The sequence below is a fragment of the Prauserella salsuginis genome, assembly GCF_024648885.1.
GTDB lineage: Bacteria > Actinomycetota > Actinomycetes > Mycobacteriales > Pseudonocardiaceae > Prauserella > Prauserella salsuginis.
Genome location: NZ_JANBBF010000012.1, coordinates 428,005 through 441,936, shown reverse-complemented (window position 1 = coordinate 441,936; position 13,932 = coordinate 428,005). Strand labels below are relative to the sequence as shown.

14 protein-coding genes and 1 pseudogene are annotated in these 13,932 nt (G+C 68.9%); 8 read left to right on the top strand and 7 right to left on the bottom strand.

Going from position 1 to position 13,932, the window contains the following annotated elements:
- Window positions 1-17: 17 nt before the first annotated feature.
- Window positions 18-710 carry a GntR family transcriptional regulator gene (locus LY40_RS19910; protein ID WP_258937797.1) on the bottom strand — a complete coding sequence of 231 codons (693 nt, stop codon included), beginning with the start codon at window positions 708-710 and terminating at the stop codon, window positions 18-20.
- Window positions 711-895: 185 nt separating this feature from the next.
- Here LY40_RS19910 and LY40_RS19905 point away from each other — a divergent pair, with 185 nt between their 5' ends.
- Window positions 896-1,327, top strand: a complete 432-nt coding sequence (locus LY40_RS19905) for a VOC family protein (protein ID WP_258937796.1) — start codon at window positions 896-898, stop codon at window positions 1,325-1,327.
- Between the two features lie 92 nt (window positions 1,328-1,419).
- On the opposite strand, the gene LY40_RS19900 is transcribed toward LY40_RS19905, so the two are convergent.
- The 4 genes from LY40_RS19900 to LY40_RS19885 form a co-directional block, all read right to left on the bottom strand.
- Entirely contained in the window at window positions 1,420-2,346 is a 927-nt protein-coding gene (locus LY40_RS19900; RefSeq protein WP_183787529.1) for a glycine betaine ABC transporter substrate-binding protein, read from the bottom strand.
- 38 nt (window positions 2,347-2,384) lie between these two features.
- The gene (locus LY40_RS19895) at window positions 2,385-3,275 is read right to left on the bottom strand and encodes an ABC transporter permease (protein ID WP_183787528.1); all 891 of its coding nucleotides are present in this window, start codon (window positions 3,273-3,275) and stop codon (window positions 2,385-2,387) included.
- Entirely contained in the window at window positions 3,275-4,381 is a 1,107-nt protein-coding gene (locus LY40_RS19890) for a quaternary amine ABC transporter ATP-binding protein (protein WP_372497765.1), read from the bottom strand. Before LY40_RS19890 ends, LY40_RS19895 begins: the two co-directional genes overlap by 1 nt.
- A 624-nt stretch (window positions 4,382-5,005) precedes the next feature.
- The gene (locus tag LY40_RS19885; RefSeq protein ID WP_183787526.1) at window positions 5,006-5,650 is read right to left on the bottom strand and encodes a C39 family peptidase; all 645 of its coding nucleotides are present in this window, start codon (window positions 5,648-5,650) and stop codon (window positions 5,006-5,008) included.
- A 403-nt stretch (window positions 5,651-6,053) separates the two neighbouring features.
- Here LY40_RS19885 and LY40_RS19880 point away from each other — a divergent pair.
- Window positions 6,054-6,830: pseudogene (locus LY40_RS19880) on the top strand (endonuclease I family protein); the annotation flags it as partial.
- Window positions 6,822-7,136 (top strand): ribonuclease domain-containing protein, encoded by a 315-nt coding sequence (locus LY40_RS19875; protein ID WP_372497764.1) that lies wholly within the window; start codon window positions 6,822-6,824, stop codon window positions 7,134-7,136. The pseudogene LY40_RS19880 and the gene LY40_RS19875, both read left to right, overlap by 9 nt.
- Before the next feature lie 57 nt (window positions 7,137-7,193).
- On the opposite strand, the gene LY40_RS19870 is transcribed toward LY40_RS19875, so the two are convergent.
- Window positions 7,194-7,793: a TetR/AcrR family transcriptional regulator gene (locus LY40_RS19870; RefSeq protein ID WP_258937795.1), complete on the bottom strand. Its 600-nt coding sequence runs from the start codon at window positions 7,791-7,793 to the stop codon at window positions 7,194-7,196.
- Between the two features lie 149 nt (window positions 7,794-7,942).
- Between LY40_RS19870 and LY40_RS19865 the strand changes: the two genes are divergently transcribed.
- From LY40_RS19865 to LY40_RS19855, 3 genes are read left to right on the top strand one after another with little or no spacing between them, the layout of a single operon-like run.
- Window positions 7,943-9,136 carry an acyl-CoA dehydrogenase family protein gene (locus LY40_RS19865; protein ID WP_258937794.1) on the top strand — a complete coding sequence of 398 codons (1,194 nt, stop codon included), beginning with the start codon at window positions 7,943-7,945 and terminating at the stop codon, window positions 9,134-9,136.
- On the top strand, window positions 9,133-10,179 hold the full coding sequence (locus LY40_RS19860) for a phosphotransferase family protein (protein WP_183787522.1): 1,047 nt from the start codon (window positions 9,133-9,135) through the stop codon (window positions 10,177-10,179). Before LY40_RS19865 ends, LY40_RS19860 begins: the two co-directional genes overlap by 4 nt.
- Window positions 10,176-10,943, top strand: coding sequence for an SDR family NAD(P)-dependent oxidoreductase (locus LY40_RS19855; RefSeq protein ID WP_258937793.1), 768 nt, complete (start codon window positions 10,176-10,178; stop codon window positions 10,941-10,943). The genes LY40_RS19860 and LY40_RS19855 overlap by 4 nt, the downstream gene beginning before the upstream one ends.
- Window positions 10,944-11,049: 106 nt before the next feature.
- Here LY40_RS19855 and LY40_RS19850 read toward each other — a convergent pair whose 3' ends face one another.
- Entirely contained in the window at window positions 11,050-11,424 is a 375-nt protein-coding gene (locus tag LY40_RS19850; protein WP_258937792.1) for an ArsR/SmtB family transcription factor, read from the bottom strand.
- Between the two features lie 71 nt (window positions 11,425-11,495).
- Between LY40_RS19850 and LY40_RS19845 the strand changes: the two genes are divergently transcribed.
- Both LY40_RS19845 and LY40_RS19840 read left to right on the top strand, forming a co-directional pair.
- Window positions 11,496-12,566: a cation diffusion facilitator family transporter gene (locus LY40_RS19845; protein ID WP_258937791.1), complete on the top strand. Its 1,071-nt coding sequence runs from the start codon at window positions 11,496-11,498 to the stop codon at window positions 12,564-12,566.
- Between the two features lie 209 nt (window positions 12,567-12,775).
- Window positions 12,776-13,804 carry a M23 family metallopeptidase gene (locus LY40_RS19840; RefSeq protein WP_258937790.1) on the top strand — a complete coding sequence of 343 codons (1,029 nt, stop codon included), beginning with the start codon at window positions 12,776-12,778 and terminating at the stop codon, window positions 13,802-13,804.
- The last annotated feature ends 128 nt before the right edge of the window (window positions 13,805-13,932 follow it).

Sequence of the window (13,932 nt, the reverse complement as noted above, 5' to 3'; positions counted from 1 at the left end):
GGCACACCGTCCGCGTCCTATTCGGACTCCCGAAATTCGGGGTCCGGGTGCGACGTGGCGGTGTGCCCGCCGGTGAGCAGGTCGAACGCGTACTTCCGGTGGTCGGCGAACAGCGTCGATGCCCGGTCGGTGTCACCCGCACGCAATGCGGCGGCCAGCTCGCGGTGCTCCCCGGGCAAATGCGCCAGGTCGTCGCTGACACCCACGCGGGTCAGCAGGAAGAGGTGGACCTGCGAGCGGATCGCCTCCCAGGCCCCACGGAGCCGTTCGTGTCCGGCCGCTGCGTACACGGCGTCGTGAAAGGCGATGTCCGCGCGCACCATCGCATAGGGGTCGGCGGAGTGGTCCATGGCGTCAGCGGCGGCTTCGATCGCGGCGAGACCGGACTCGTCGGCCCGCTCGGACACGAGACGTACGGCCAGTCCTTCCAGCGCCCCGCGCAGACTGTCGAGCTCGGCGATGTCGGCGGCCGACAGCTCGACGACGAACGCACCGCGGTGCCAGGCCGTGCGCACCAGTCCTTCCCGTTCAAGCCGCAGCAGCGCTTCGCGCACCGGCCCTCGGCTGACCTGGAGTGTGTGCGAGAGCTCGACCTCGCGTAACTGCGCACCCGGTGCATAGGCGCCCTCGAAGATCGCCTCGCGCACCGTGTCCGCGACCTCGTCGGCGAGTCCGCGGCGCCGCGCAGGTGTGACGATCCGCTCGGACATTCGTACCTCCTCTTGTCTGAATGTTAACATTGAGACGAGAGCGTGTCGGACACACGCACGCCGCCCACGTCCACCAGGACACCCGACGGCGGCCACTCGGACGCACGGTGCGGCCACCGGACCCCACCGGCACCGGCGGTACCGGCACCTCGCCCGAGCTCAGGATCGCGACCAAGGAGGTACCCGTGAGCGTCCTCGACTCCCCCATCCCGCGCTTCCACCTCGCCGTGCCGGTCGACGACCTCGACCTCGCCCGGCACTTCTACGGCGAGGTACTCGGACTCGAACAGGGACGCAGCTCCGACACCTGGATCGACTGGAACCTCCACGGTCACCAGTTCGTCACTCACCTCGCCCCTGGCCGCTCGGAAGGGATCCACAACCCGGTCGACGGTCACGACGTTCCCGTGCCGCATTTCGGACTGCTGCTGACCGTGACCGGGTTCCACGAGCTCGCCGACCGGCTGCGCGCCGCCGGCACGACCTTCGTCATCGAGCCGTATCTGAGGTTCGAAGGCCTGCCCGGTGAGCAGTGGACGATGTTCCTGCGGGATCCGGCCGGCAACGCCCTCGAGTTCAAGGCGTTCGCCGACGACGACCAGGTCTTCGCGGTCTGATCACGGCGTAGTTCACGGCGCGGCCGACGGATGCCGGCAGGTCCTCGCCTGCCCGCACCGCGCCGGCCGTCACCGCACCGTCATCGACCGCGTCACTGCCCCTGGAGCTGGCCGAAGGCCTTGTCCATGAGCTCCTGGTTCTGCTGTCCCCACTGCTGGGCGGCCTGCAGCTCCTGGCCCGCGCCCGCCTCCTGGATGGCGTTCTCCAGGTCACCGAGCTGCTTGTCGGTCAACGAGAAGTTCTCGATGACCCGGGACAGTTCGGGGAAGTCCTCGCCGAACCCCTCCCGGCCGATCATGTGCAACTTCTCCGCCTCGCCCATCGACCCCTTGGGATCCTCGAGGTCCTTCAGGTCGTAACGGGAGTACGCCCAGTGCGGGTGCCACAGCGTCACGACGATGGGCTCCTGGTTCTGAATCGCCTTGTCCAATGCAGACAGCATCGCCGTGGTCGACGACTTCTGCAGCGTCATCGCCGAACCGAGCCCGTAGTCCGGGATCATCTCGGTCTCGACCAGCCGGGTCTCACCAGCACCGGGCTCGATGCCCGTGATGGTGCCCCCGAATTGATCTGCATGCTCCTTCAGGTCGGCGATCGAATTCACATCGCGCACGTACTCCGGCACGGCGATGTCGAGCGTCGCCTGGTCGTACCAGACGCCGAGGTCCTCGACCTGGTCGCGGTACTGCGCCCAGTAGTCCGAGTGCGTGGTGGGCAGCCACGCGTCCTGGAACAGGTCGATCTCGCCTTGCGCGACCGCCTGCCAGGTCGGCGCGACATCGAGCTGGCGGAGGTTCACGCTGTAGCCGCGTTCATCCAGTTGTGCTTTGAACAAGTTGGCCAGCGCGATGTTCTCGTCCCATGCGATGTAGCCGATGGTGAGATCGCCACCGCCGCCTTCCTCTCCGCCGCCGCCGCCGTCGTCACCGCCGTCGTCACCGCCACCGCAGGCGCCGGTGACCATGACCAGCAGCGCCGCCAATACCGCAGACAACGTGCGTGGTGTTCTCCTTCTCATCCGTCCGTCCTCCTTTCACCGAGGGCCGCGCCCGGTGCTCACGCCGCTCCTGCGAGCCGGCGTGCTCGACTGACCGCGGATTTCGCGGACAACGACGCGGTGATGCGGTCGAGATAGATGGCGAGGATCACGACACTCACGCCGTACTCGAATCCCGCGCCGAGCTGGAGCCGGGTCGTGGCCTCGAAGACGTCGGCCCCGAGCCCCGGCGTGCCGACCATGCCGGCGATGACGACCATCGACAGCGACAGCATGATGATCTGGTTGACGCCCGCCATGATCGACGGCATGGCCAGGGGAATCTGGATTCCCGTGAGAATGCGTGCAGGTGACGAGCCGAACGCCTCCCCCGCCTCGACCATCTCCCGATCGACCTGCCGGATACCCAGTTCGGTGAGCCGCACTCCGGGGGCGAGCGCGAACATCACGGTCGCGACGACGCCGGGGCCGACGCCGATGCCGAAGAAGATCACGGCGGGGATCAGGTAGATGAACTGCGGCACGGTCTGCAGGAAGTCCATGACCGGCTTGATCATCCTGCTCGCGGTGTCACTGCGCGCGCCGAGTATGCCGAGTGGGACGGCCACGATCACCGCCACGATGCCGGCCAACAGCACGAGCGACAGCGTCTCCATCGCACTGCCGTAGGAATTCAGTCCGTCCAGCAGGGCGAAGCCGATCAGTGCGGCCAGTCCGAATTTCCACCCGCGCAGCCACAGAGCCAGCAACGCGAAGACGAGGATCATCACCCACGTCGGAGCCCAGGTCAGCAGGTCGGCCAGCGAGGTGACCGAGGATTCGAGCCCTTCCGAGATCGCATCGAACAGCTCCCCCAGGTTGTCCTGTAACCACGCGACGAGTTCGGAGAACCAGTCCCCGAGGGGAATCCTCGGCACCTCCCAGTCCGTGACAGCCGGTACTGCGCGCATCAGCGATCCTCCTCAGATCCGGTGCGGTCGGGAGCGTGCTCGACCTCGCCCAGCGCCGCGAGCAGCGCCGACTGGTGCACGACTCCGATCAACGTTCCGCGTTCGTCCACGACCGCCAACGGCAGCGGCCCCGAGGCTGCGGTGAAGAGCTCACTCACGGCCGTGTCGGCAGGCACACTCGTCACGGGCCGTTGCACCGACTGCACGGTCGATCGCCCGTTCCGGACCGCCTCGTTCGCGTCCGTCTCCTGTACCGCACCGGCAGGTGCGCCCACGGCGTCGACCACCAGCACCGTCGGCACGTGCTGCTGCCGCATCAGGCGAAGCGCCTCGTCCGGGGAGGCCGACGACGGGACGGCGTGGAGCGGCTTGTCCATCACCGACCGCGCCGTCAGAACGCGGGCCCGGTCGACGTCCCGGACGAATTCCGAGACGTAGGGGTCGGCCGGCGCCGTGAGAATGGCCTCGGCCGTGCCGATCTGCACGATCCGGCCGCGCCGCATCACGGCGATCCGGTCACCGAGTCGCATCGCCTCGTTCAGGTCGTGCGTGATGAACACGATCGTCTTGCCGAGTTGCTGCTGCAGGGCCAGCAGCTGATCCTGCATCTCCCGGCGGATCAGCGGATCCAGGGCGCTGAACGCCTCGTCCATCAACAGGACGTCCGTGTCCGCGGCGAGTGCGCGCGCGAGCCCGACCCGCTGCTGCATACCGCCGGAGAGCTGTTCCGGAAGCCGGTCCTCCCAGCCGTCGAGCCCGACCATGGACAGCGCCCGCTGCGCCCGTTCGAGACGTTCCTCCTTGCCCAGCCCCTGGATCTGCAAACCGTATGCCGCGTTCTGCAACACGGTCCGGTGCGGAAACAGTGCGAAGTGCTGAAAGACCATGCTCATGCGCCGCTTGCGCATGTCGCGGATCTGGCGCGCCGACATTGCGGTTATCTCGACGTCGTCCAGATAAACCCGCCCGTGGGTAACGGGTAGGATTCCATTCAGCATCCGAATCAATGTCGATTTTCCGGACCCGGAAAGACCCATCACGACGAAAATCTCTCCGGAACGCACATCGAACGACGCATCGACGACGGCTGCGGTCGTTCCCGGCACCGCATCGGCGGAACCGTCCTCACTCAACAGGGCTCGGACAGCCTCGTCAGCACGGCGACCGAACACCTTGTAGAGGTTTTCCACCTGGATAGAAGGCACCTCGGTCCACCTTTCTGGCGGCGGCAAGGAAAACCGAGCTCCAGTTTAGTAGCCATTCCGGAAATTCATCGGGTGAGCTACCCAGAGACACCCTCCGAGAACAGCCTGTCACCACGTCGAAACAATCGACAAGATACAGAAACCAAGGATTCACTACATTTCGATCCTCGGTTCGAGAATAAATAACAGGGCGGGAGCGGGCCGCTGCCGCTCGACCGGCCCCGGCCGCCGACAGCGCGGGGCCCTCACTCTGCCGTGATCAGCCTGTCCAACGCCGTCCTACCGGTCCGTCCGCGACTGCGCCGACACCGACCGAGGCGGGGGCACGCCGGGACAGTCACCCACGACACCCGGCCGCGACGCGACAGCACCGGTGTCGACGGGACCGGGCACTGCCGGCTCGCTGTCGCACCGCGCCCCCGCGACGGCACAGCGTGCGGCCGCGTTTCGGCCGCGAACACGGGCCGGTGGGCGTGCGTCCGGGGAATCGCACGCCCACCGGTCGAGTGCGCCAGGAACCGCTCCTCAGGAGCTGTAGCCCTTCGGCGGGATCAGCGAGGCGAGCTGGTCGAAGGAAAGCCAGTACATCTGGTATCCGCTGAACGACGCGGGGTCCGCGATCTGCACCGTACCGTTCCGGTCGTCGTAACCGACCACGGTGAAGTAGTGGTAGATCGTCTGGTCCGACGGGTAGCCGGGAGGCTGGTTCCCCGGCGGGGCCACGATGTTGGCCACGATCGCGTCACCGGCGTTGATGTCGGTGACGATGTCGTTCCACAACCGGTCCTTCTGTGCCTGCGTCGGCGGATCGTTGGGCATCTCCGTCGTCGCGTAACCGCCGACGTAGTTGTTCATCACCGACGTGACCTGGCTGATGTGGTCCGTACCACCGGTGTGCGTACCCAGTTCCGCCGCCAGGTCAGCCTGACTCCGCTGCACACCTTTCGCCGACAGCGCGATCCGGGTGGCCGCCGGCCCGCACCAGTAGGACGTCTCCTGGACCTGGTAGTCGACATCGAGCGTGACCTCACCCGCCTGCGCGGCCAGCCACGGCGCCGCCTGCTGCTGCGTCGGCGCCTCCATCGCACCGACCTGCGCAGGCACCGCTGTGGACAGTCCGAGTGCGACCACGGCCGCGCCTGCTGCGACCGCCACCTTCCGCATCGTCATCCGACGGCTCCCATCTCGTCTCGTTCGGACATGCGCCGACACGCGCCCTTTTCGCCCGTTTCGGCGGCGTCAGAATAGAACCGAACAGCCTCGGTCGACACCCGCACAAGAGATGAAAGATGTACTCGGGGGAAGAATTCCCCCACGAGTTCGAACCGGTCCGATTCGGGCCGCTACGGACAATTCTCCCGCCGGCGACCCTGCGCTCCACCTGGGCTGACACGTCCGGCCAGCCCAGCGGCAATGGTCCGAACAGCCCAGTAATCGCAAAGACTCCTGCGCATCGCACCCCCGTAACGGCCTGTTCATTGACCGGCAGACGTTCGTCGGTTATTTCATTTTGCTCTTTCGTGTGAAAGTGACGTCCGCCCCTGTGTGACGACTGCAGAAACGAGGCTCTGGGATGAGGACACGTGCCACCCGGTGGGCGGTGGGAGCCCTGTCGGCTTTCGCCGTCACCGCGGGGATGCTCGCACCGGTTCCGGCGACGGCGGACGTGCCGGCCGGTTACTACGACGCCGCCGAAGGCCTGACCGGCGACGAACTGAAGACGGCACTCAACGACATCATCAGCGACAGCACCCAGCTGTCGTACGACGAGGTGTGGGACGCGATCAAGGCGAGCGACGAGGACCCGAACGACCCGAACAACGTCGTCCTGCTCTACAGCGGCGAGTCCCGGAGCAAGGACGCCAACGGCGGCGGCAGTGGCGACTGGAACCGGGAGCACGTCTGGGCCAAGTCGCACGGCGACTTCGGCACGTCCGGGCCGGGCGCCGACGCCCACCACCTCCGCCCGACGGACGTACAGGTCAACAGTGCCCGTGGGAACAAGGACTTCGACAACGGGGGCAGTGAGGTCGACGGTGCACCCGGCAACTTCACCGACGACGACTCGTACGAACCACGTGACGAGGTCAAGGGCGACGTCGCTCGCATGATCTTCTACATGGCGGTGCGCTACGAGGGTGAGGACGGCGCTCCCGACCTCGAGCTCAACGACCAGGTCGACAACGGGTCGCAGCCCCGGATGGGACGCAGCTCCGTGCTGCTCGACTGGCACGCCGCCGACCCGGTGAGCGACATGGAACGCCAGCGGAACGACGTCATCTACGAGCAGTTCCAGAACAACCGGAACCCGTTCATCGACCACCCCGAATGGGCGGGCGAGATCTTCGGCGACGGGTCCACCACCCCCACCCCCGAACCGGAGCCCGAGCCGGGCTGCGGTGAGGCCTCGGACCTGGAGACTGTGGCCCTGTCCTCGCTGCCCGCGGACGCACGGGCGGCCGTGGAGGACGCGCGCAACGGCCGGACCGGCGAGACCTACGAGAACCGGGAGGGCATCCTGCCGGATTGCGAGGACGGCTACTACCAGCTGTTCCACGTCGGCTACTCGGACCGAGTGATCGCCGGCGACGGCGGCGAGTTCTACTACACGCCGGACTACTACGAGACGTTCCAGTCCGTCGACCTCGATTCCTGACACGGACCGACGAACTCCCGGGTCGGTGCTCGCCGCTGGGCGGGCGCCGACCCGTCGTCATGCCGGGGACGGCCGCGAGAGCCGCTCCTGCCCCCGATGGCCCACCAGGCGCAGCGCGAACGTGCTGTACTGCCAGACCACCGCGTCCTCGGTGAGTTCGCCGTCCTCGCGGTACCACGCAGACACGCCCATGCCGAGATCGAGCACGGCGTAGGAGGCGAGCCGCGCCGAGTCGACGTGGAACACCCCCTCGGCCACCCCGTCGGCCACGAGATCCCGGAAGCCGTGTTCGTACTCGGCACGCAACGTCAGCACGCGGGCGCGATGGGGTTCGACGAGGCTGCGGATCTCGCGGTTGCCGACGAACGCCTCGAGCCGGTGCCGTGCGTGGTAGCGCACATGCGCCTCGGTCGCCCGCCGCAGCCGCTGCGCCGGATCGTCGGAACTCGCCACGGCGGTGCGGTATCCCGCCAGCAGCGCCTCCATCGTCGTCGTCATGATGCGCGCCAGCAGGTCCTGTTTGGACTCGACGTGCTTGTACAGGCTGGGCCCGCGCATGCCGACGGCCGCGCCGATGTCGGCCATCGTGGTGGCGTGGAAGCCCCGTCCGGTGAACAGGTCGAGAGCGGCCGCACGGATGTCGTCGAACCGGTCCACGGCCCCTCCTCGATCCAGTCCGGCCGGTGTGGCTAATTGATCGTAGCCGATCGTCACGTACATGTCGCCTTCTGGAACCACACTTGCCCAGGATGCGGCGTGACATCTACAGTTCCGGCTAACAGCTATTAGCCGAACGGGAGTCGCCCATGGCCGTCGACCTCAGCCCTACTCCCGACGTCGCCGAACTCGTCGAACGGACGACGGCCTTCGTACGCGACGTCGTCATTCCCCTCGAGGAACGGCACGGCGGCGTCGCCCGCACCGAGGACGTCCGCACCGAGCTGCAACGGGCTGCCAAGGACGCCGGGGTGTTCGCCCCGCACGTCTCCCACGAGTACGGCGGCCACGGCCTCGACATGCGCGGCCGTGCCGCCGTGTTCGAGGCGGCCGGGTACTCGCTGTTCGGCCCGCTCGCGCTCAACATCGCGGCGCCCGACGAGGGCAACATGCACCTGCTCGAGGCGATCGCCACGGACCAGCAGAAGGAGCGCTACCTGCGCCCGCTGGCGACCGGCGAGGTGCGGTCGTGCTTCGCGATGACCGAGCCCGCGCCGGGTGCCGGGTCCGACCCGAACGCGCTCACCACCGTCGCCGAGCGCGAGGAGGGCGGTTGGCGGATCAACGGGCACAAGTGGTTCATCACCGGTGCCGACGGCGCGGCCTACGCGATCTGCATGGCGCGGACGTCCGGCACCGACGCCGGGAAGGCGGGCGCGACGATGTTCCTCGTCGACGCCGACAACCCCGGCATGCGGCTCGTCCGCCACATCGACACGCTCGACGAGAGCCTCTACGGCGGACACCTCGAGGTGCTGTTCGAGGACTGCCGGGTACCCGACGACGCGGTTCTCGGCGAGGTCGACGAGGGGTTCCGGTACGCCCAGGTACGCCTCGGTCCCGCCCGCATGACGCACTGCATGCGCTGGCTCGGCATCGCCCGGCGCTCGCAGGACATCGCGGTCGCCCGCGCGGCTGACCGCGAGGCGTTCGGCTCCCGGCTCGGCGAACTCGGCATGGTGCAGCAGATGATCGCCGACAACGAGATCGACATCGCCGCCTCGCGCGGGCTCATCACGCAGGCGTGCTGGGAACTCGACCAGGGCCGGTCGGCGGCACAGTCGACCGCGGTGGCGAAGACGTTCTGCGCGGAGGCGATCTGGCGGGTGGTGGACCGCTCACTGCAGATCTGCGGATCGCTCGGCGTCTCCGGCGACGTGCTGTTGAGCCGGTTCCTCCGCGAGGTCCGGCCGTTCCGCATCTACGACGGCCCCTCGGAGACGCACCGGTGGTCCATCGCGCGGCGGGTGCTCCGCCGCCACGACACGGAGGTACGCCGATGACCGCGACGTCCGCAGGCCAGCCGGGATCGTCGCCCGACGGTCTCGATCTGCCCGCACTCACCGAGTTCTTCGCCGCCCACGTCCCGGGCTTCGGCGGCACGCTGGATGCCGAGTTGATCGCGGGCGGCAAGTCGAACCTCACGTTTCTGCTGACCGACGGCACGCATCGCTGGGTCCTGCGCAGGCCGCCGCTCGGCAACCTGACCCCTTCGGCACACGACATGCTGCGCGAGTACCGGGTCGTCGCCGCCCTGTCCGGGACCGACGTGCCGGTCGCACCCGCGGTGGCCTACGACGACGCGGTGCTGGACGTGCCGTTCGCGCTGGTCGAGTACGTCGACGGGCCCGTGCTGCGCACCGAGCGGCAGCTGCACGAACTGCCGGACGCCGACATCGAACGCTGCGGGCACGCGCTCGTCGACGTACTGGCGTCGCTGCACTCCGTCGACCCGGATTCGGTGGGACTCGGCGACTTCGGCAAGCCTGCGGGGTACCTGGAACGGCAGGTGCGCCGGTGGTACGACCAGTGGCAGCGCGTGCGAACCCGCGACCTGCCGGACATCGACGCGCTGCACACCCGGCTGGCGCAGCTGTGCCCACCCGAGAGCGGGGCGTCGATCGTGCACGGCGACTACCGCATCGACAACACGATCCTCGATCCCGGCGATCCGGGGCGCGTGCGCGCGGTCGTCGACTGGGAGATGGCGACCCTCGGCGATCCACTCGCCGACCTCGGCCTCTACCTGGTCTACGCCGATCCGTCGTTCGCCCCGGTGCTGGCCGGGTCTGCGGCCTCGACCAGCGCGAAGCTGCCCTCCGCCGGTGCCGTGGCGCAGCGCTACGGCGATGCGAGCGGACGCGACCTGAGCCGGTTGGAGTTCTACCTCGGCCTCGGCTACTTCAAGATCGCCGTGGTGGCGGAGGGCATCCACGCGCGGCATCAGCAGGGCATGACCCGTGGCGAGGGTTTCGACCACGTCGGAGAGGCGGTCGCGCCACTGGCCGCGGGCGGGCTGCGCGCGCTGAAGGGAGACATCGCATGAGCGGCGTGCTGGATCTGTTCCGCCTGGACGACAAGGTCGCCGTGGTGACAGGAGCGAGCTCGGGCCTGGGCGCGGGGTTCGCCGTCGCCCTCGCGGAGGCCGGGGCCGACGTGGTCCTCGCGGCCCGGCGCACCGGCCGCCTCGCCGAGACGGCCGAGCGGGTGCGCGAAACCGGCAGGCGCGCACTCACGGTCGCCACCGACGTCGCCGACGCGACCAGTGTCGAGGCGATGGCGGCCGCGGCGGTCGACGAGTTCGGCCGCATCGACGTGCTGATCAACAACGCCGGCGTCGGCACCGCCGTCCCGGCCCTCAGGGAGGACCCGGAGGAGTTCCGCAGGGTCGTCGACGTCAACCTCAGCGGCGCCTACCTGGCCGCCCAGGCGTGCGCGAAGCGAATGGAGTCCGGCTCGAGCATCGTCAACATCGCGAGCGTGCTCGGCCTGATCAAGTCGTTCGCCCCGCAGGCCTCCTACGCCGCCAGCAAGGCGGGCGTCATCGGACTGACCCGCGACCTTTCCCAGCAGTGGTCGGGCCGCAGGGGCATCCGCGTCAACGCGATCGCACCGGGCTATTTCGTCAGCGAGATGACCGCCGAGATCCCGGAAGAGAAGCTACTGCCGTTCGTCCGGCAGACCGCCACGCTCGGCAGGCTGGGCGAGCAGCGCGAACTCGACACGGCGGTCGTCTTCCTCGCGAGCCCGGCCTCGTCGTACATCACGGGTTCCACCCTCGCCGTCGACGGTGGCATGTCGGGACACTGATGCAGCGCCGTGCCACGGGGCGCGGTTCCGACCGGCGAGCCGTCACGCGATCCCCATGACGCCGGGCGCTCACCGCGACCCGGCAACGCCGGCAGTTCCGGCCCGGTCAGGACACCGCGTGGTGCGCGTTGTCCGCGGCGGGGTCGGCTGCGGGCGGCAGGTCCCGGTCGATGTGGTCGGCGTGGAACAGCGCCTGCGCCAGTAACCCGCGCACGTGGTTGTTGGCAGCCGAGTAGTAGACGAACGTACCTTCGCGCCGACCCGTGACCAGGCCCGCGAGCCGCAGCTTGGCCAGATGCTGACTGACGGCCGTCGGGGCGGCGCCCGCCAGCTCGGCCAGGCAAGCGACCGACGACTCGCCCTGCAGCAACGCCCAGAGCACCTTGATCCGCGTCGGGTCGGCGAGCAGCCGGAACGACTCCGCGGCCAGGTTGACCTGCTCGTCGTTCGGCATGTCGAAATCGGGCACGGAACTGTGCATACGCAACACGGTACGTCACGTCATTTGGTTGCGCACTTGCTTATCTGCGTGAGTACGCAGATAGTGATCCTGTGACACGTCAGCACACACCCCACGGACCCGACGAGCACGACCACCCGCACGGGCACGGGCACGGGCACGGGCACGGGCACGGGCACGGGCACGGGCACGGCGGAAGTATCGCGTCCCGGCTGCGGCACCTGGTGACGCCGCACAGCCACGATTCCGCCGACCGCGTCGACACCGCGCTCGAAACGAGCACGAAGGGTCTGCGCGCCCTCGCGTGGTCGTTCGCCGGCCTCATGCTCACCGCCGTGATCCAGCTCGGCATCGTGCTGATCACCGGGTCCGTGGCGCTGCTGAGCGACACGATCCACAACTTCGCCGACGCCCTGACGTCGATCCCCTTGGCCATCGCGTTCGTGCTGGGCAGGCGCGCGGCCTCGCGCCGGTACACCTACGGCTTCGGCCGCGCCGAGGACCTCGCGGGCATCGTCGTGGTCGCACTCATCGCCGCCTCGGCGGCACTCGCCGGATACGAATCCGTGAGCAGGCTGTTCGACCCGCAGCCCATGACCCATGCCTGGGTGGCGATGATCGCGGGTCTCGCGGGCTTCGCGGGCAACGAACTCGTCGCCCGCTACCGGATCCGCATCGGAAGGGAGATCGGGTCCGCAGCGCTGGTCGCCGACGGGCTGCACGCCAGGACCGACGGGTTCACCTCGCTGGCCGTCGTCATCGGCGCGCTCGGCAGCATGGCCGGATTCCCGCTGGCCGATCCGATCATCGGCCTGCTCATCACGGTCGCGATCCTCGCCGTGCTTCGCGGCGCCGCACGGGAGGTACTGGGCAGGCTCATGGACGCCGTCGAGCCCGACGTCACCGAACGCGTCGAACACACCGCGGCCGCGGTGTCGGGGGTCGAGGCCGTCCGGCAGGTGCGCGTGCGCTGGCTGGGCCACAGCCTCCGGGCCGAATTGGACGTGGCCGTGGATGGCACGCTCGACGTCACGTCCGCGCATGCGATCTCCCACGAGGTCGAACGCGCACTCATGGCAGCCGTCCCCCGATTGACCGCCGCGACGGTGCACACCGAACCTCTCGCCGGTGCAGCCGACGCGCACCGGCCTTCCGGCGGTTGAGGCCGCGCGTCGACACCGGCCCGTGACCGGCACGGTGCGCATATCCGTGATCACCGGGTGTCGGATCGAGGCGTTCCCGTGATCGAACCGTTGTGGTGTTTCTCAAAGGCGCTGGACCCCGCCCGTCCGAGTGCGCATTCTCGGTGCCCTCCCCGACCCGAGTGACGCGTGTCCCCCGGCGCGTCCGACAACACAATTGGAGACCCCGCATGAGTGCGCCCCACGCGCTCAGCCGGGCGGCGGCCGTGGCGCTGGCAACACTGGCGCTGGTCATCGCCCCGACCACCCCGGTCCAGGGCCAGGAGTCCCCCGGCGACCTGGAGGCCGCGCGCAATCAACTGAGCGAGGCCCAGGCCGCACTGGCCGAGACCTACCAGCGTTACAGCGACGCACAGCGCAAACACGAGCGCACGCAGCAGGCCGCGACACAGGCCCGCGAGCGTGCCGAGCAGGCCAGCGGCGCGGCGGAGTCCGCGGCCGCACGCGTGCGCGGCATGCGCGGCGACGTCGACCGGTTCGCCTCCGCGAGCTTCCGGCAGGGCAGCACGGTCGGCTCGATCTCGGCCTACCTCGGAGCGGAGAGCGCGACCGAGATGCTGGAGCGCTCGTCGCTGCTGAACGCGATCAGCGACGATCAGCTCAGCGTCCTCGACCGGATGCGTGCCGCGCTCGACAAACGGCGTGCCTCGCAGCGCGAGGCCACCGCAGCCCTGCGCGAAGCGTCCAGCAACGAACAGGCGGCGGAGTCGGCGAAAACGGAGGCGCAGCGCGCCTTCGGGGCGGCGAAGGCCAAGAAGCAGGAGGCGCAGTCCGAGATCGACCGGCTCTCGGCTGCCACCGCACAGGTCAGCACCGGCGGTGCCGCCAAGCCCGCCGAGGGCGAGCTGACCTCCGAATACGGCGCCCGATGGGGCACGGTCCACTACGGGATCGACATCGCCAACAGCATCGGCACGCCGATCCACTCGACGCTGCCGGGTGAGGTGATCGACGCCGGCCCGGCGAGCGGTTTCGGCATGTGGGTGCGCGTGCAGCACTCCGACGGTCTGATCTCGGTGTACGGCCACATCGACCAGGCGACCGTGTCGGTGGGCCAGCAGGTCGCCGTGGGCGAGCAGATCGCCACGATGGGCAACCGCGGTCAGTCGACCGGTCCGCACCTGCACTTCGAGATCCACGAGAACGGCAACAAGATCGATCCGCTGCCGTGGCTGCGCAGCCGCGGCGTGGACATCTGAGACCCGGCCTGCTGCACGGGCGCTCGGACGAGGAGGCGGTCCGCCGGGGTCACCCGGTGGGCCGCCTCCTCGTCGGTCACGCGCCCTCGGTCGCGACGAGCCGTCGGCGAGACGCCGCGGGACCGCGG